Annotated in this window: 15 protein-coding genes and 2 tRNA genes; 10 read left to right on the top strand and 7 right to left on the bottom strand. The window is 45.8% G+C overall.

Features of this window, described 5'->3' with window-relative positions; genetic code table 11:
- Nucleotides 1-130: 130 nt before the first annotated feature.
- The 3 genes from NW212_RS14335 to NW212_RS14325 all read right to left on the bottom strand — a co-directional run bounded on the left by NW212_RS14335 (nt 131) and on the right by NW212_RS14325 (nt 2652).
- Complete coding sequence (locus tag NW212_RS14335; protein WP_258339305.1) at nt 131-328, bottom strand: hypothetical protein; 198 nt, start codon at nt 326-328, stop codon at nt 131-133.
- A 10-nt stretch (nt 329-338) separates the two neighbouring features.
- Nucleotides 339-1715, bottom strand: a complete 1377-nt coding sequence (locus NW212_RS14330) for an ATP-binding protein (protein ID WP_258339304.1) — start codon at nt 1713-1715, stop codon at nt 339-341.
- A 118-nt stretch (nt 1716-1833) separates the two neighbouring features.
- On the bottom strand, nt 1834-2652 hold the full coding sequence (locus tag NW212_RS14325; protein WP_258339303.1) for a toll/interleukin-1 receptor domain-containing protein: 819 nt from the start codon (nt 2650-2652) through the stop codon (nt 1834-1836).
- A gap of 478 nt (nt 2653-3130) precedes the next feature.
- Here NW212_RS14325 and NW212_RS14320 point away from each other — a divergent pair, with 478 nt between their 5' ends.
- Nucleotides 3131-4459 (top strand): IS1380 family transposase, encoded by a 1329-nt coding sequence (locus tag NW212_RS14320; protein WP_258339302.1) that lies wholly within the window; start codon nt 3131-3133, stop codon nt 4457-4459.
- 64 nt (nt 4460-4523) lie between these two features.
- On the opposite strand, the gene NW212_RS14315 is transcribed toward NW212_RS14320, so the two are convergent.
- The 3 genes from NW212_RS14315 to NW212_RS14305 form a co-directional block, all read right to left on the bottom strand.
- Nucleotides 4524-4859, bottom strand: a complete 336-nt coding sequence (locus NW212_RS14315; RefSeq protein WP_258339306.1) for a phage integrase SAM-like domain-containing protein — start codon at nt 4857-4859, stop codon at nt 4524-4526.
- Nucleotides 4790-5194: an Arm DNA-binding domain-containing protein gene (locus tag NW212_RS14310; protein WP_258339301.1), complete on the bottom strand. Its 405-nt coding sequence runs from the start codon at nt 5192-5194 to the stop codon at nt 4790-4792. Before NW212_RS14310 ends, NW212_RS14315 begins: the two co-directional genes overlap by 70 nt.
- A gap of 95 nt (nt 5195-5289) precedes the next feature.
- Nucleotides 5290-5362: transfer RNA gene (locus tag NW212_RS14305), tRNA-Phe, on the bottom strand.
- Nucleotides 5363-6159: 797 nt separating this feature from the next.
- Here NW212_RS14305 and NW212_RS14300 point away from each other — a divergent pair.
- From NW212_RS14300 to NW212_RS14260, 9 genes are all read left to right on the top strand, one after another.
- Nucleotides 6160-6232: transfer RNA gene (locus NW212_RS14300), tRNA-Pro, on the top strand.
- Between the two features lie 181 nt (nt 6233-6413).
- Entirely contained in the window at nt 6414-6881 is a 468-nt protein-coding gene (gene rimP, locus NW212_RS14295) for a ribosome assembly cofactor RimP (protein ID WP_258339300.1), read from the top strand.
- Between the two features lie 2 nt (nt 6882-6883).
- Nucleotides 6884-8143 carry a transcription termination factor NusA gene (gene nusA, locus NW212_RS14290; RefSeq protein WP_258339299.1) on the top strand — a complete coding sequence of 420 codons (1260 nt, stop codon included), beginning with the start codon at nt 6884-6886 and terminating at the stop codon, nt 8141-8143.
- 96 nt (nt 8144-8239) lie between these two features.
- Nucleotides 8240-11155 carry a translation initiation factor IF-2 gene (gene infB / locus NW212_RS14285; RefSeq protein WP_258339298.1) on the top strand — a complete coding sequence of 972 codons (2916 nt, stop codon included), beginning with the start codon at nt 8240-8242 and terminating at the stop codon, nt 11153-11155.
- Nucleotides 11156-11264: 109 nt separating this feature from the next.
- A complete protein-coding gene (locus tag NW212_RS14280) occupies nt 11265-11783 on the top strand; it encodes a CvpA family protein (RefSeq protein WP_258339297.1) in 519 nt (172 codons plus the stop codon).
- A gap of 10 nt (nt 11784-11793) precedes the next feature.
- Entirely contained in the window at nt 11794-13245 is a 1452-nt protein-coding gene (gene sufB, locus NW212_RS14275) for a Fe-S cluster assembly protein SufB (protein WP_258339296.1), read from the top strand.
- A 36-nt stretch (nt 13246-13281) separates the two neighbouring features.
- Complete coding sequence (sufC, locus tag NW212_RS14270) at nt 13282-14034, top strand: Fe-S cluster assembly ATPase SufC (RefSeq protein ID WP_258339295.1); 753 nt, start codon at nt 13282-13284, stop codon at nt 14032-14034.
- 2 nt (nt 14035-14036) lie between these two features.
- The gene (gene sufD / locus NW212_RS14265) at nt 14037-15380 is read left to right on the top strand and encodes a Fe-S cluster assembly protein SufD (protein ID WP_258339294.1); all 1344 of its coding nucleotides are present in this window, start codon (nt 14037-14039) and stop codon (nt 15378-15380) included.
- A gap of 27 nt (nt 15381-15407) precedes the next feature.
- Nucleotides 15408-16625 (top strand): aminotransferase class V-fold PLP-dependent enzyme, encoded by a 1218-nt coding sequence (locus NW212_RS14260; protein ID WP_258339293.1) that lies wholly within the window; start codon nt 15408-15410, stop codon nt 16623-16625.
- Nucleotides 16626-16641: 16 nt separating this feature from the next.
- Here the strand turns inward: NW212_RS14260 and NW212_RS14255 are convergent.
- On the bottom strand, nt 16642-17005 hold a 364-nt coding region (locus NW212_RS14255), incomplete at its 5' end, for a hypothetical protein (RefSeq protein ID WP_258339292.1).

The following is a 17005-nucleotide window of genomic DNA, read 5'->3' as shown; positions in this document are numbered from 1 at the left end:
AAAACAATAAAAAAGAGAGCTATATTGCTGTAACTATCTGATTATCAAGTGGTTCCACCAGGAATCGAACTATTGATTCAAGTGACTGAATATCTTTGATTTATCTTTCTGCAAGTAGCGTAATCTCCCGCTATTGCTCCACCGGATTGTTGCAGCGTTCTGCGTCAGATTGCGTGGAGGTTTCCTGCTGCGAAGATAAGCTTTTATCCTCAAAGTCGTGCAAGCCATCATAGGTATTTCCTCCTTTGATTCTTTCAAGCTCGTCTTGAAAGCGTTCCCATGCCATCAAATCCTCGTGCCAACTTTCAGATTCTTCCAAATCATCCATAATCCTTTTTTTATTCTATAATTTGCCAATATCCTTGTTTCCTGCCTCCTATGCGTTTCAACAACCCCAGTTCTTGCAGCCGGGAAAGATTGTACTTTACGCCATCCTCCGTAATGCCGGAAAGGCTCTCGCTGATTTCTTTTCGGGTCGCTTCCGGATGTTCTTTTAAGAATGACAGTATAGCTTGTTGTTGTTCCGTCAGATTTTGTATGGCCTTTTGGGTAGTCTTTTGGGTAGTCTTTTGGGTAGTCTTCCGGTCGCTTTGGATTGTCGCTCTTTCCGGGTACTCAAACTTAAAAGTTGTCCATATACCCGAAGCATCATAGCGGAACTCTGGCGTGGAAAAACCGTCATTCTTGCAAGCCGTGATGATACGCTCAATGCCGCGTCCCCATGCCTCAATCTCACCGGCACGGAAGAATGTGTTGGCTATATCGGGGTTGTAAGGCATACTCCGATGAGAAGACAATAAGGTTTCCACAGTCCATCCTTCGGGCAACACTCCACCGTTTATTATCTCCAACTTATTCTCATACACGCGGATTTGGATGGGAGAAGGTTCTGCATAGTCTTTGTTGATGCAGGCATTTAATAACGCCTCACGCAGAGCCTCACGAGGCATAGGCAATGTCTCTATCCGTTGGATGCCCTCATAGGTAATGATGGCTTTCATGTATTTGGTACACAGTAAGTCCATTAGCTTCACAATTTGCTGGAACAGATTACCATGCACTTCATCTTGATATACCAAATCCATGCCTTCGCGGAAGAAACCGACCTTTACAAATGCTCCGGTCACATATTGTTCCGGGTCGGAATGGAACAACAAAGCGGCAGCACGTTTCAAATAACTGCCCTCATAGAGCCGCAGTTTCTCCAATAATCCGTGATTACCGTCCATTAAGTCCGCTTCCTCCATACGTCCGCTCCGTTTGGCATACTTGCGGAACAAATCGAATGTTGCATTATCCAAGTCTTTCGCTTTCAGATAAGGTACGGGCACACCGTCCCATGTTTTCCCTTGCTTGCGAAGCATGAAACGGTCGAGTGCTACCCCTTTCAGTTCCTGATTGGTCGCACCGCTTCGCTGATAATACTTCCCACGGAAACTGATAGGATAAGGATAGGCATCCGTCACAATCTCCAGATATTGCTTTTCGTTCTTTTCTCTCAAATTAACTTCCACCAAGATACCCATCATGTCACGCACCTTGTTCGGAATATCCTCCATCAGTTTCTTGGCATCCTGTACACCGTACACTTCACCATTATCACGCAGACCGATATACAACGTACCGCCTTGTGCATTGGCAAAGCCACAAATCCATTTTTGGTATTCGTCACGCCAAGATTCTTTGAACTCTATGTTTTGGGATTCGGTAAGCATAAAAATTATGAGATTTTATGTGTATATTGCTCAATGATAAACTGCATTTATTACAACTCTTGTTTTTCTTTATTTCACAAGGAGTATTTTATATTGCATATTTCTAAAATATAATGTATTACAATTTAATTGTTTTGATTTCATTGAGAAATTTTTCTCGTTGCCTACTCCAATTCTTAATTGAAGAATTTTGCAAAGAATAATACTTCTGCAATTGTTCATGCAATTCGTCTAAAGCAATGGAGTTGTCAATTTTTTCAGCAATTCTTGTATTATATAACCAGCCAATATTGTCAAAGTCCGTATTAGGTAATAGATACAACTTGACATTATTGTCATATGCCCAAACAGCCCCCATCTCATTCAAACAAATTTCACTTGCCTTATAATTTTTCGAGATTATCAAAAATGAAAAATCGACACACCTAATATTTTCTTGAATATGCTTCCTTATATCTTCTCCATTTTTTATCGCCATATCTTCAATTGAGGTGCAAAATATATCATTGGCATCAATACCTGTTCCTAATTGTAGAATATCGTCAACAAAGGCTTGGATAAGTGCTTTATCTTTTGAAGCATGACTAATAAATATTTTCTTTTTCTTAATTGTTGGATTTACCTTATTAAGTGTTGTAGCATACCTCTCATATTTTATACTAATCATATTGACAACAGCAAGAATACCACCAAAATCATAAGGATTGATTGTCCGAACTCCTACCAGGCTAACCAAATATCCTTGTAGGAACTCTGCTTCTATCGGAAATTTTTCTCGGAGGCTCTCTGTTAAACAGATTAACGCTTGATGTAAGTTTGTCAACTCTTTACAAAAAACACACGTTTTACATTTTCCACTATTAATATTACTTCGAATATATTCGATGATTTTATTGCATCTCACCAAATTCTGCTTGATTTGACTATTATCCACCATTATATTATTCAAATTTTAGTCATAGAATTTCTCTCACAATCTGCACCGTTTGCATTGATTATGTGCAAGAAGCAAAGCAAAAGGTTGAGGATGTTTGAGAAGGTATAGCATTTTAACTCATTGGAACAAGAAATTAACAAAGGCTATTAACTTGACTGGTAACGGCATAGAAACCAGCAAGCTTTCTATCTTGTAATGTCCTGTATCAATCAAAAGAACGCTATCCTTATTTGCAAAAATAGCATATTTCACTTGTAATGCCAAAGGTAACACCTTGAAAAATAGAGAAAATAGGACTTTCAAAATGCAATTCTAGTCTTGCCAATTAGAAATAGTATCCTATTACTTTAACCCAAATCGGTCATTAGAGCCGGAGTTAGCACTATTTCTAATGACCGCCATTAGAAAGATGTGGTTGTATATAGTTGGTTCATAGTTATTTGCTACCTTTACCACGATTAAAAGCCTATAAAATTTGATGGGAGATTGTGACATAAAGTTCGTAAACAAGGAGATAACCCCTTTTGGCGGTCTTTCCCTGTTCTTCAAGATGCTTGAGAGATGCCATTTCGATGAGCATCTTGAACAAAGCGGCATTCCGGTTCAAGGTTCCAACAGGGGTTATAAACCGCTTCAGCTCATATTAGGGCTGTTTGCGGGTGTATGGTGTGGTGCAAGCTGTTTCGGGCATCTTGACGTGGTGCGTTATGACACGGCGCTCTGCAAGTTGCTTGGATGGGAGCGCGGAGCGGATCATAGGGCTTGCCAGCGTTATTTCAACAAGTTCTCACAGGCCGTCAGTCAGCGTGTGTTCGGCGAACTGTTCAGCCGGTTCTTCTCGGAACTGTTGTTTGACAATTGCACATTGGACTTTGACTCTACGGTAATGGTCCGTGAGGGCAATCAGAAGGGGGCTGTCAAAGGGTACAACCCCAAGCGTCCCGGCCGCCCGTCACACCATCCTCTTCTCGCCTTCGTCTCGGATATAAGAATGATAGCGAACTACTGGCTACGCCCTGGAAACACGGCATCAAGCAGCAATTGCCTTTCCTTTCTTGAGGACACCCTCTCAAGACTCCGTAACAAGACAGCTGGACTGATCCGCATGGACAGCGGGTTCTTTACGAAGGAGATACTTGACCATCTGGAAGACAAGCATTTAAACTACATTATAGCCTGCCGGTTCAACAACCGTATCAAATGCAGCCTCACCCATGAACACGCATGGGTGGAAGTGGCGGAAGGTCTGGAAATATCCGAAACGACATATAATGCGGACAGCTGGGACAAGCCAAGACGTATAGTAATGGTAAGACAGGAAATAGAAAAACGTCCGCAAGCTGCCGGCAAACGGGTCAGGCAACTGGAACTTTTCGAGGACGGGAACGATTTTGGCAGATACCGTTACAGTTGCTTTGTCACCAATCTCGGACTGCCCGCCAGGATTGTGTACGATTCGTATCGCGGAAGAGCGGATTCCGAAAACAGAATCAAGGAGTTAAAGCATGACTTCTCCATTGATGACTTTGCTGCGAACAACTTCTGGGCGACTGAAGCATGTGGGGGCTTTATTGTCATGGCATATAACTTCATGCCGCTGTTCCGTCATGCACTTATCAACTCCGACAAAAAAAAGTTCCTCAAAACTATCCGATACGAGTTAATCTCAACACCGGCTTATTTGGGCAAAACAAAGGACAAGCATATCCTCTATCTGGCAAGGTCTTTAAAAACAAGGCAGTCTTTCCTGTCCATCTGGGAGAAATTAAAGGACTTCTCATTGCCATACAACACTGGGAAATCCTAATGACCGATTTGGGATAAAGCCACTGCAAGCCTTGTATAGAAGTTCTTGCCTTTAGTTGGATAATTTACACAGCAAGTATCTCATCCTTGCTTAAGGCTCTCTTGGCTGTTTCTTGGTGCAGCTTTGATACCTTGAACTTCTTGAAAGGATAGTCCTCCTGCTTGACAAGTTCCATGTCTATTGCAAGGTTGAAGATGGTTCTGATGTTCCTGAATCTTATGCCAATGGTGTTCTCTGACTTGCTCTGCTTCCTCAGCCAAGTCTCATATCTCCTCAGCCAGTTGCAATCCATTTCAGAGAAAGGAATATCAAGATGCCTGTTGGATTTGATTAGGGAATTATAAGTTTGCTGTATGGAGAGCCTGTAACCAGTTCTCTTTTCCTCTTCAAGACGTGACAGATACTGTTTGAACAGCTCTCCAACATCACAAGCCTTACAGGATTGGAAACCTTATCAACAAGTGTAGTGGCTGAAAACTCCTTATCCTCTGATTTTAACTCCACTATCTTGCTCTTTACTTCACTTATCTTACTGGATATGAGCTTCTCAAGTAACTCTCTGTCTGGGCAGGTGGATTTAGGTTGGTTCTTCTCAAAGTCCCAATACTCTGCTTTGGTAGAAACACCAAGATTGATATACCTTGTCTTTCTGTCCTTGCAGACTTTAATCTTTAGGGGTAACTCTCCTGTTTTCAGGGGTTTGTACTTGTAACAGATAACATCTACTGTAGTCATTTTAGGTAAAACATTGGAGAAAACATTTCCCTGTTTTAGCCATATTTGACCATAAAAAAAGAGAGCTACATTACTGTAACTCTCTGATTATTAAGTGGTGCCACCAGGAATCGAACCGGGGACACAAGGATTTTCAGTCCTTTGCTCTACCAACTGAGCTATGGCACCTTTTTCAATTGCGCTGCAAAGATAGTTGAAATAAATTAATGGACAAATTTTTGAGGCAAAAAAGAACATGATTTTTTTGTGCCGCTCGAATCCGCAGGTGTCTTTTTGTTTTCGGAAGAGATGTTTTATTTGCATTCTGTAGTTCTGAGGCGGATTTTTCTGATAGGGCACTCTCTGTGAAATGACAAGGCAGCTTTCTTTTCTTAAGGAAAGCAAAACGCTTGCCCCTTTCAAAGGGTTTTTGGAGGGGGTGTGTCTGAAAATCCGGTTGGAATCGTCAGGTTTTTTTGCTGAAAATGTCCCGACATTTTGTGAAGTGTGTTGGGATATTTGCTGGAAGATGATAGGTTGTTGCGGTAAAAGTGTCCCGTTGTCTTTGAGAAAGGGCTTTGAAAACGCTGTTCTTTCTCCAGATTGCAGAATCCGGATGGATATGCGGATAAAGCAGAAGGAAAGTGAAAGGCGCAGTTGCGTGACAGGGGAAGAGGCATAAGCTGTCTGCTGGAGGATTGGTGAAAGCAAAGTTGCCGATTTCCCGGCATACTGAAAATGTGTCGGCGGTTCTCCTTGTGGTTTTTCTCGCCGGGCCTTCTGCCGGGATCGTATATCCTGCTCCTGCAGGCCGGGAGTGTCATTGTGTCAAAATGTTATTTGCAGCCTGCTGTCCGGTTTCAGTTTCCGGAGCGGGTGGCGTCCGTATAGGGGTTGTAAAGTTTTTTGAAAAAAGTTGCGGAAAAGTTTGGGCGGATGAAAAAAAGTGCATACCTTTGCAACCGCAATCAGAAAGGAATTGCTTTCGGAATGTAGCGCAGTTGGTAGCGCACTACGTTCGGGACGTAGGGGTCGGGCGTTCGAGTCGCCTCATTCCGACAGAAGCGAAGATTGGTTTACTCCGGTCTTCGTTTTTTGTTTGTTTCTGCTTCGTTCTCCTTTATCACATGAAAATTGTCCTAATATTTTGCAGTGCAGCATATTATTTGTATCTTTGCCGCGAATGGATGAATGGTGGAGGGGCGATGAAGCTCCTTTTTTTATTCTTAAAAATTGATTCATGATAGACAAAAACGTTGTAGCCCGTATTGTAAATGAATGGCTGGAAGATAAGGACTATTTTCTGGTTGACCTGACGATTAGTCCGGATGACAAGATTCTGGTTGAAATAGACCATGCGGATGGAGTGTGGATTGACGATTGCGTGGAACTTAGCCGCTATATCGAGTCGAAGCTGGACCGTGATGAAGAAGATTATGAACTGGAAGTGGGATCTGCCGGAATCGGACAGCCGTTCAAGGTGCTCAGGCAGTATCAGGTTCACGTCGGAAACGATGTGGAAGTGATGGATAATAACGGCAAGAAATGGGTCGGTACGCTGGCTGACGCAAACGAGGACAATTTTACGATAACGATGGAAGTGAAAGTCCGTCTTGAAGGAGCCAAGCGTCCCAAGCTGGTTGAACAGAATGTGACTTTTGCTTACGATGAAATAAAATACACCAAATACTTAATAAGCTTTAAATAATTATGGCCAAAAAAGAAGAAACAGTCAGCTTGGTTGATACGTTTTCGGAATTCAAGGAATTGAAGAATATTGACCGCACTACGCTGGTCAGCGTGCTGGAGGAATCTTTCCGCAGCGTAATCGCGAAAATGTTTGGAACGGATGAAAATTACGATGTAATCGTTAATCCGGATAAGGGTGACTTTGAGATTTGGAGAAACCGGGAGGTAGTGGCAGACGATGAGCTTACGAATCCGAACATGCAGATATCCTTGTCCGAAGCCCGCAAAATCGACGCGTCGTATGAAGTGGGAGAAGAGGTGACCGACGAGGTTATCTTCGAGAAGTTTGGCCGCCGCGCCATCCTGAACCTTCGCCAGACGCTGGCCTCTAAAGTTCTTGAACTCGAGAAAGACAGCCTGTATAACAAGTATATCGATAAAGTCGGCACAATCGTGAGCGCAGAAGTTTACCAGATATGGAAAAAGGAGATTCTGCTGCTCGATGATGAAGGAAACGAACTGCTTCTTCCGAAGCTGGAGCAAATACCGAGCGACTTCTACCGCAAGGGCGAAACGGTGCGTGCGGTAGTGGCGCGCGTCGACAACAAGAACAACAATCCGAAGATTATATTGAGCCGCACTTCTCCGGTGTTCTTGCAGCGTCTGTTTGAACAGGAAGTTCCGGAAATCAACGACGGACTGATCACGATCAAGAAGATTGCCCGCATTCCGGGCGAAAGAGCCAAGATTGCAGTGGAGTCCTACGATGAACGCATCGACCCTGTAGGTGCCTGCGTCGGAGTGAAGGGATCACGTATCCACGGGATTGTGCGTGAGCTCCGCAATGAGAACATTGACGTCATCAATTACACTTCGAACATCCAGCTGTTCATCCAGCGCGCGCTGAGTCCGGCAAAGGTTTCTTCCATCGTGATGCATGAAGAAGACAGAAAGGCTGAAGTTTACCTGAAGCCCGAGGAAGTTTCTCTGGCAATCGGAAAGAACGGATTGAACATCAAGCTTGCCAGTATGCTGACGGAATACACGATCGACGTTTATCGTGAGCTGGATGAAGAAGCTGCCGCCGACGAGGATATTTATCTTGACGAGTTTAAGGATGAAATAGACGAGTGGGTGATCAATGCCATCAAGGGCATCGGACTGGAAACCGCCAAGAGCGTGCTGAATGCTCCGAGGGAAATGCTGATTGAACAGGCCGACCTGGAAGAGAATACGGTGGATGATGTGTTGAAAATTTTAAAGGCGGAGTTCGAGAAATAAAGCAGCTGTCTGTAGGATGCAGAATAGCCTGCCTTCCTTTGGAACTTGCTGTGTGACTGAAATGAAATTTTCGAACTCTATTAAAAAATGACTTTTATGATAAGATTGAATAAAGTAACAAGAGATTTAAATGTGGGCATTGCCACGGTGGTTGATTTCTTGCAGAAGAAAGGATACACTGTAGAAGCCAATCCGAACACAAAAATAACAGACGAACAGTATGCTGTGCTCGTGAAGGAGTTCAGCAAGGATAAGGATTTGAAAATAGAGTCTGAAAAGTTCATTCAGGAACGGCAAAACAAGGATCGCAATAAAGCGTCTGTTTCTATTGATGATATTCAGCCTAAAAACGGCAAGAATGAAGTGATAAGTACGGTTGTCCCTGAAGAAATCCGTCCGAAGGTGAAGACAGTGGGAAGAATTGATTTGGATGAGATCGGCAGGAAGCAGGCAAAGGCCGTTCCGGCAGACAAGGCGCCGGACAATGCGCCGGAGAAAATGGCGGCCGACAACGAAAGAAGTGCAGCGGTTGAAGCGGATTCTGAAAAGGAAAATGAAAAACAGTTGCCTCAAGAAGATAAGAAGGAAGATTTGAAACAGCCGGAAATGCAGGCTGAAGATATGAAGACAGATTTGATGGAAGAACAGAAAAAAACGACAGAAGAAGTGCAGTCTGAAACGACAGAGAAAAAAAGCGGAGAGATTTTCAAGATTCGCCCCACCGAATTTAAATCGAAAATCAATGTCGTGGGACAGATTGATCTGGCTGCTTTGAATCAGTCTACTCGCCCCAAAAAGAAGTCTAAAGAAGAAAAGAGGAAAGAACGGGAGGAGAAGGACAAACAGCGTTTGGAGCAGCGCAAACAGATGAAGGACGCCATTATCAAGGAAATACGCAAAGGGGATGACCGGACCGACAAGTTCGGATCTGACGATAATGCGTCGAGAAAGAAAAAGCGTAACCGCATCAACAAGGAGCGCGTGGATATCAATAATGTGCCTGCCGGAAATGTGGGTGTGCAGCCGCGCAATGAAAAATCTGCGAAAAACGCTGCTCAGGGCGGAAAGCATAACAAGGACAAGTTCAAGAAGCCTGTCATCAAGCAGGAAGTGAGCGACGAGGATGTGGCAAAGCAGGTGAAAGAAACGCTTGCGCGTCTGACAAACAAGGGAAAGAACAAGGCGGCCAAGTACCGCAAGGAAAAGCGTGAAACCTTGCAGACCCGGCAGATGGAGCAGGAAGAGCTGGAACAGGAAGAAAGCAAGGTGTTGAAGCTTACGGAATTCGTTACGGCAAACGAGCTGGCAAACATGATGAATGTTTCGGTCACTCAGGTCATCTCTACCTGTATGAGTGTGGGCATCATGGTGTCTATCAACCAGCGTCTTGATGCTGAAACAATCAATCTTGTGGCCGAAGAATTCGGATTCAAGACCGAATATATCAGCGCTGATGTGGCGCAAGCCGTTGAAGAGGAAGCTGACGCCGAAGAGGATCTGGTTCCGCGTCCGCCTATCGTTACGGTGATGGGACATGTTGACCATGGCAAGACTTCGCTGCTCGACTATATCCGCAAGGCCAATGTTATTGCCGGTGAGGCGGGCGGAATCACCCAGCACATCGGTGCATATAATGTGCAGCTCGAAGACGGACGTCACATTACGTTCCTTGATACGCCGGGTCATGAGGCTTTTACGGCCATGCGTGCCCGTGGCGCCAAGGTTACGGATGTGGTTATCATCATCGTGGCTGCCGACGACAATGTGATGCCGCAAACCAAAGAAGCCATCAATCATGCGATGGCGGCAGGTGTTCCGATCGTGTTTGCCATCAACAAGATTGACAAGCCGAATGCCAATCCGGACAAAATCAAGGAGGAACTTGCCAATATGAACTTCCTGGTTGAAGAATGGGGCGGCAAATACCAGTCGCAGGATATTTCAGCCAAGAAAGGGATCGGCGTGAAAGAACTGCTTGAAAAGGTGCTTCTGGAAGCTGAGATGCTTGAACTGAAAGCCAACCCTAACCGTAAGGCTACGGGGTCTATCATAGAATCGTCGCTTGACAAGGGACGCGGATATGTGGCTACAGTGCTCGTTTCTAACGGAACATTGCATGTCGGTGATATCGTTCTGGCCGGAACGTCATACGGAAAGGTGAAGGCGATGTTTAATGAACGGAATCAGCGCATGAAGCAAGCCGGTCCGTCTGAACCGGTGCTGATTCTGGGACTGAACGGAGCTCCGGCGGCGGGTGATACCTTCCATGTGTTTGAAACCGAACAGGAAGCGCGTGAAATTGCAAACAAGCGCGAACAGTTGCAGCGTGAACAGGGACTGCGTACTCAGAAAATGCTTACGCTTGATGAGGTGGGACGCCGTTTGGCTTTGGGCGACTTCCATGAACTGAATGTCATTGTGAAAGGTGACGTTGACGGATCGGTTGAGGCTCTTAGCGATTCGCTGATCAAGTTGTCTACCGAGCAGATTCAGGTGAATGTGATACATAAGGGGGTAGGCCAGATTTCCGAGTCGGATGTTTCGCTGGCTGCCGCTTCGAATGCTATTATCGTAGGATTCCAAGTTCGTCCTTCCAGCAACGCGGCTAAGCTGGCTGAGCAGGAAGGTGTAGATATCCGCAAATATTCCATCATTTATGATGCGATAGAGGAAGTGAAGTCTGCAATGGAAGGAATGCTGGCTCCTACGGTTAAGGAACAGGTTACTGCAACGGTTGAAGTTCGCGAAGTGTTCAACATCAGCAAGGTCGGTATGGTTGCCGGTGCGATGGTGAAGACAGGAAAGGTGAAACGTACGGACAAGGCTCGGCTGATCCGCGATGGCATCGTGGTTTATACGGGTTCGATCAATGCGCTTAAACGTTTCAAGGACGATGTGAAGGAAGTCGGCACCAACTTTGAGTGCGGTATCAGCCTGACAAACTGCAACGACTTGAAGGTGGGCGATGTGATTGAAACGTATGAAGAAGTTGAAGTAAAACAAACTTTGTAAATAATTATAGACAGATTATTGGCAGATAAGGGCAGATTACATTGACTCCACTGACAACTTGCAAGAGGTTCCGTGTGGTCTGTGTAGTCTGCGCTTTTGTTTTTGGCATATGGAGGCGCTTGATTGGATTATTGCCGTTTTTCTGGGCATAGGCTTTGTGATGGGATTCATGAAAGGTTTCTTCAGACAGCTTGCTTCTCTGGTTGGCCTTATAGCCGGCCTGCTTATAGCCCGTGCCCTTTTTGTAACTGTAGGCGAGCAGCTTGCCGAGGCAGTGGGAAGTTCGGTTACTTTTGCTCAGATCTTGTCTTTCTTCTTGATTTGGATACTGGTTCCGTTTGCTCTTTCCATTCTCGCTTCACTCCTCACCAGGATGTTTGACGCCATCAGTTTAGGCTTTGTAAACCGTCTGTCTGGCGCATTTATGGGACTGGTCAAATACGCTTTTTTCATCAGCCTGGCAATCCATTTCATTGAGTTTGCCGACTCTAAAGATTTTTTAATTCATGAAACAGCAAAGCAGCGTTCTTTGTTGTATTATCCGATAGCTTCTTTTTCTGATGTTTTTTATCCTGTGGTGAAAGAAGCGGTGAAGGATTTAATTGAAACAACAGATATTAATATATAGAAAAAAGAATATGCAAATAGAATCCAATAAATATGTGAAGGAACTGACGCAGGAGAAGTATAAGTACGGTTTCACTACGGATGTTCACACGGATATCATCGAGAAAGGACTGAATGAAGACGTTGTCCGTTTGATATCTTCTAAGAAGGGCGAGCCCGACTGGTTGCTGGATTTCCGTCTGAAGGCTTTCCGTTACTGGCAGACGCTTGAAATGCCGACATGGGCGCATCTGACAATTCCGGAAATCGATTATCAGGCTATTTCCTATTACGCTGATCCTACGAAGAAGAAAGAAGGGCCGAAGTCGGTGGATGACATTGACCCTGAGCTGTTGAAGACGTTTGACAAACTGGGAATACCGCTTGAAGAGCGTCTGGCCTTGAGCGGTATGGCCGTAGATGCTGTGATGGACTCCGTTTCCGTAAAGACTACTTTCAAGGAAACCTTGATGGAGAAAGGCATCATCTTCTGTTCCATCAGCGAGGCTGTGCGTGAACATCCGGATCTGGTGAAAAAATACCTGGGTTCCGTTGTCGGTTATCGTGACAATTTCTTTGCTGCGCTGAACTCGGCGGTTTTCAGCGACGGATCGTTCGTGTATATTCCGAAAGGGGTTCGTTGCCCGATGGAGCTGTCGACCTATTTCAGAATCAATGCGGCAAATACCGGGCAGTTTGAACGGACTTTGATTATTGCAGACGATGACAGCTATGTGTCTTATCTGGAAGGGTGTACGGCTCCAATGCGTGACGAGAACCAGCTTCATGCAGCTATTGTTGAGATTGTGGTTCTTGATCATGCGGAAGTAAAGTATTCAACTGTTCAGAACTGGTATCCGGGCGATGCCGAAGGAAAAGGCGGCGTTTATAATTTCGTGACGAAGCGAGGCAACTGCAAGGGTGTCGGAAGCAAGCTTTCGTGGACGCAGGTTGAAACCGGATCGGCCATCACGTGGAAATATCCAAGCTGTATATTGAGCGGGGATGATTCGACCGCCGAGTTTTATTCTGTCGCAGTGACCAACAATTTCCAGCAGGCTGATACGGGCACGAAAATGATTCATCTCGGGAAAAACACTCGCTCTACGATTGTGAGCAAAGGCATCAGTGCAGGAAGAAGCCAGAATTCTTACCGAGGGCTGGTGAGGGTTTCTGAAAGGGCGGACAATGCCCGCAACTATAGCCAGTGTGATTCTTTGCTGTTGGGCAGCCTGTGCGGAGCACATACTTTCCCTTATATGGATATCCATAATGAAACAGCAGTGGTTGAACACGAGGCTACAACTTCCAAAATATCCGAGGACCAGATTTTTTACTGTAACCAGCGGGGCATTCCTACAGAAGATGCCGTAGGCTTGATCGTGAACGGCTATGCCAAGGAGGTGCTTAACAAGCTGCCGATGGAGTTTGCCGTGGAGGCTCAGAAGCTTTTGTCGGTTTCGCTAGAGGGAAGTGTGGGATGATTGAGTTATTAATTATAAATTGTTCATTTTTTTGAGATGTTAGAAATTAAAGATTTACATGCCAGCATCAATGGCAAAGAGATATTGAAGGGTATCAATCTGACCGTAAAGTCGGGTGAAGTGCATGCCATAATGGGGCCGAACGGCTCGGGAAAAAGTACGTTGAGCAATGTGCTTGTCGGACATCCGGCTTATGAAGTGACAAAGGGAAGTGTTTCTTTTGATGGAAAAGACTTGCTGGCCATGTCGCCTGCAGACAGAAGTCACGAGGGGCTTTTCCTTTCTTTCCAGTATCCGGTGGAGATTCCCGGAGTGAGCATGGTGAACTTTATGCGTACGGCTGTGAATGAGCAGCGCAAGTATCGGGGACTGCCGGCATTGACAGCCAGCGAATTCTTGAAGCTTATGCGCCAGAAGCGCGAGATTGTAGAACTTGACAGCAAACTTGCCAACCGCTCGGTGAATGAAGGATTCTCGGGGGGAGAAAAGAAGCGTAACGAAATCTTCCAGATGGCTATGCTTGAACCTAAGCTGAGCATCCTTGACGAAACGGATTCCGGACTTGACATTGATGCGCTCCGCATTGTGGCTGAGGGGGTAAACAAGCTGAAAACCCCGGAAACAAGCTGCATTGTCATCACGCATTACCAGCGTTTGCTTGATTACATCAAGCCCGATATCGTGCATGTGCTGTATAAGGGACGCATTGTAAAAACGGCCGGACCGGAACTGGCACTGGAACTGGAAGAAAAGGGTTACGATTGGATAAAGAAAGAATTAGGAGAATGAATATGGCAGCCGAACAACAATACATCGACCTGTTTACACAATATGAGGCTTTGATTTGCCAGCAGAGTGCCGACATTCTGAATGCTCCCAGAGCAAAGGCTTTTGCTGACTTCGAAAGACAGGGCTTCCCGACCCGTAAGCAGGAGAAATATAAATATACGGATGTCGGCAAGTTTTTTGAGCCTGATTACGGCTTGAATCTGAACCGGCTTGAGTTTCCTGTCAATCCGTATGAGGTGTTCAAGTGCGATGTGCCCAATATGAGTACATCACTCTATTTTGTAGTGAATGATTCGTTTGACAAGCATGTGCACCCTTCGGCCCAATTGCCCGAGGGGGTGATTGTGGGAAGTCTGAAGGATATGGCGGAGGCTCATCCTGAGCTGGTGAAAGGATATTATGGCAAGCTTGCCGATACGTCGAAAGATGCTGTTACGGCTTTCAACACGATGTTTGCCCAAGACGGCGTACTTGTTTACATTCCTAAGCATACGGTGGTTGAGCGTCCGATTCAGTTGGTCAATATTCTGCGAGCCGACGTCAACTTTATGGTGAACCGCCGTATCCTGATTGTGCTGGAGGCCGGAGCTCAGGCCAAGATGCTTGTCTGCGACCATGCAATGGATGAGGTTAATTTTCTGTCCACACAGGTTGTGGAAGTGTTTGCAGGTGAAGGAGCTGTTTTTGACTTCTACGAACTGGAGGAAACGCACAACAGCACCGTACGTTTCAGCAACCTTTATGTCAGACAGGAGGCAGGAAGCAATGTGCTGTTGAATGGAATGACCTTGCATAACGGAACGACACGGAATACGACAGAGGTGCAGCTGGCAGGAAGAGGTGCGGAGGTGTGTCTGTGCGGAATGGCCATTGCCGACAAGAACGAGCAGGTGGACAACAATACATTCATCGATCATCAGGTGCCCGACTGTACGAGCAACGAGTTGTTTAAATACGTGCTTGACGATCAGGCGGTGGGCGCTTTTGCAGGCAAAGTGCTTGTGCGCGAGGGAGCACAGCATACCAATTCGCAGCAGACAAACCGCAACTTGTGTGCCACCCGGGAGTCGCGCATGTACACGCAGCCTCAGTTGGAGATTTATGCTGACGACGTGAAGTGTTCGCATGGAGCGACGGTAGGACAGCTGGATGAAAATGCACTGTTTTATATGCAGCAGCGGGGTGTCAGCCTGAAAGAGGCGCGCTTGCTGCTGATGTTCGCTTTTGTCAATGAAGTGGTGGATCATATCCGGATGGATGCGCTGAAGGACAGGCTTCATTTGCTTGTCGAGAAACGATTCAGGGGTGAGCTGAACAAGTGTAAAGGGTGTGCGATCTGTAAGTGATTCCAAATAAAAAGAAGGGTTCCGACTATGTATGATATAAATGAAGTGAGGAATGATTTCCCGATTTTATCTCGCACGGTCTACGGCAAGCCGTTGGTGTATTTTGACAATGGCGCAACTACGCAGAAACCGCGCTGTGTGGTCGAATCAATTGTAAATGAATATTATTCGGTGAATGCCAATGTGCATCGAGGCGTGCATTTTCTGTCCCAGCAGGCAACAGAGCTTCATGAGGCGTCACGGGAAACGGTGCGCAGGTTCATCAATGCGCGCAGCATCTCGGAAATCGTGTTTACGCGGGGAACGACAGAAAGCATCAATCTGGTGGCCTCGTCGTTTGTGGGCAGTCAGATGAAAGCGGGCGATGAAGTGATTGTTTCGGTTATGGAACATCACAGCAATATTGTGCCGTGGCAGCTCCAGGCGGAGCGTTCGGGCATTTCGCTGAAGGTTATTCCGATGAACGACCGGGGAGAGCTTCTGCTGGATGAGTATGAACGGCTGTTTTCTGAACGGACCAGAATGGTGTCGGTGACACATGTTTCCAATGTGCTGGGGACAATAAATCCGGTCAGGAAGATCATTGATGTGGCTCATGCGCATGGCGTGCCGGTCTTGATTGACGGTGCGCAGAGCATCCCGCATATGCCCGTTGACGTGCAGGAGCTGGACGCGGACTTTTATGTGTTTAGCGGGCACAAGGTTTACGGTCCCACAGGAATAGGTGTCCTGTATGGCAAGGAGGACTGGCTTGACAGGCTTCCTCCTTACCAGGGTGGAGGAGAGATGATCCAGAACGTAAGCTTTGAGAAAACTACCTTTAACGAGCTTCCATTCAAGTTTGAGGCGGGCACGCCCGACTATATCGGCTCAACTGCACTGGCTAAGGCCATAGATTATGTTTCTGCGATCGGCATGGATCAGATTGCGTCTTATGAGCACGAACTGACAGTTTATGCTATGAGCCGTTTGAAGGAGATTCCTGGAATGCGCATTCTGGGAGAGGCTGACCATAAAAGTGGAGTGATTTCTTTCCTTGTGGGCAATATTCACCATTTTGATATGGGTACTTTGCTCGACCGTTTGGGAATTGCTGTGCGGACTGGCCATCACTGCGCCGAACCTTTGATGTGCCGGATGGGAGTTGAAGGTACTGTGCGTGCTTCCTTGGGCTTGTACAATACAAAAGAAGAAGTTGATGCATTGGTTGCTGGTGTAGAGAGGGTGAGCCGGATGTTTGATTGATGGCGCTGCTTTAACGTCAAACGGTCTGCATCTGGTTTGCAGACTGAAACAGGCCAATTCTCCTCCTTTGCTTCTTTAAGTTTGGCATTCGGGAAAAAGCTTCCTGCAGAAAAATCTGCATCTCTGGACTGGAGATATATGTCTTTAGTCTGGCGATAAACTTTTCTGCGGGAAGCTTCGTTTCCAAATGGGGTTTAAATCTTAGATCCTGAACGACCGTGTTCTGTATATTTGTCCGGTCGTCAGCCTGAATTTGCGGTGAAAGTCGTTTCAGGTGTCTGTTTTTTTCTTTTTCTCTCATGTTCTCTTTCGGCTTTGTATTATATATAATGTATAGGCCTTTCCTTCTCCTTGATCCGTCTTTCATTTTTTTTCGTCCT

Origin of the sequence: Bacteroides sp. ET225 (assembly GCF_024733745.1) — a bacterium.
Lineage (GTDB): Bacteria > Bacteroidota > Bacteroidia > Bacteroidales > Bacteroidaceae > Phocaeicola > Phocaeicola excrementipullorum.
The sequence above is the reverse complement of the archived record's forward strand: the minus strand, read 5'-3'. Positions and strand labels throughout refer to the sequence as shown.

Bases quoted from the DNA above. Each gene is read 5' to 3' on its own strand.
- NW212_RS14325 (WP_258339303.1), bottom strand. From the start codon at position 2,652: ATGGTGGATAATAGTCAAATCAAGCAGAATTTGGTGAGATGCAATAAA.
- sufB (WP_258339296.1), top strand. From the start codon at position 11,794: ATGCAAATAGAATCCAATAAATATGTGAAGGAACTGACGCAGGAGAAG.
- nusA (WP_258339299.1), top strand. From the start codon at position 6,884: ATGGCCAAAAAAGAAGAAACAGTCAGCTTGGTTGATACGTTTTCGGAA.
- sufD (WP_258339294.1), top strand. From the start codon at position 14,037: ATGGCAGCCGAACAACAATACATCGACCTGTTTACACAATATGAGGCT.
- NW212_RS14310 (WP_258339301.1), bottom strand. From the start codon at position 5,194: ATGACTACAGTAGATGTTATCTGTTACAAGTACAAACCCCTGAAAACA.
- NW212_RS14260 (WP_258339293.1), top strand. From the start codon at position 15,408: ATGTATGATATAAATGAAGTGAGGAATGATTTCCCGATTTTATCTCGC.
- sufC (WP_258339295.1), top strand. From the start codon at position 13,282: ATGTTAGAAATTAAAGATTTACATGCCAGCATCAATGGCAAAGAGATA.
- NW212_RS14330 (WP_258339304.1), bottom strand. From the start codon at position 1,715: ATGCTTACCGAATCCCAAAACATAGAGTTCAAAGAATCTTGGCGTGAC.
- NW212_RS14335 (WP_258339305.1), bottom strand. From the start codon at position 328: ATGGATGATTTGGAAGAATCTGAAAGTTGGCACGAGGATTTGATGGCA.
- infB (WP_258339298.1), top strand. From the start codon at position 8,240: ATGATAAGATTGAATAAAGTAACAAGAGATTTAAATGTGGGCATTGCC.
- rimP (WP_258339300.1), top strand. From the start codon at position 6,414: ATGATAGACAAAAACGTTGTAGCCCGTATTGTAAATGAATGGCTGGAA.
- NW212_RS14320 (WP_258339302.1), top strand. From the start codon at position 3,131: ATGGGAGATTGTGACATAAAGTTCGTAAACAAGGAGATAACCCCTTTT.
- NW212_RS14280 (WP_258339297.1), top strand. From the start codon at position 11,265: ATGGAGGCGCTTGATTGGATTATTGCCGTTTTTCTGGGCATAGGCTTT.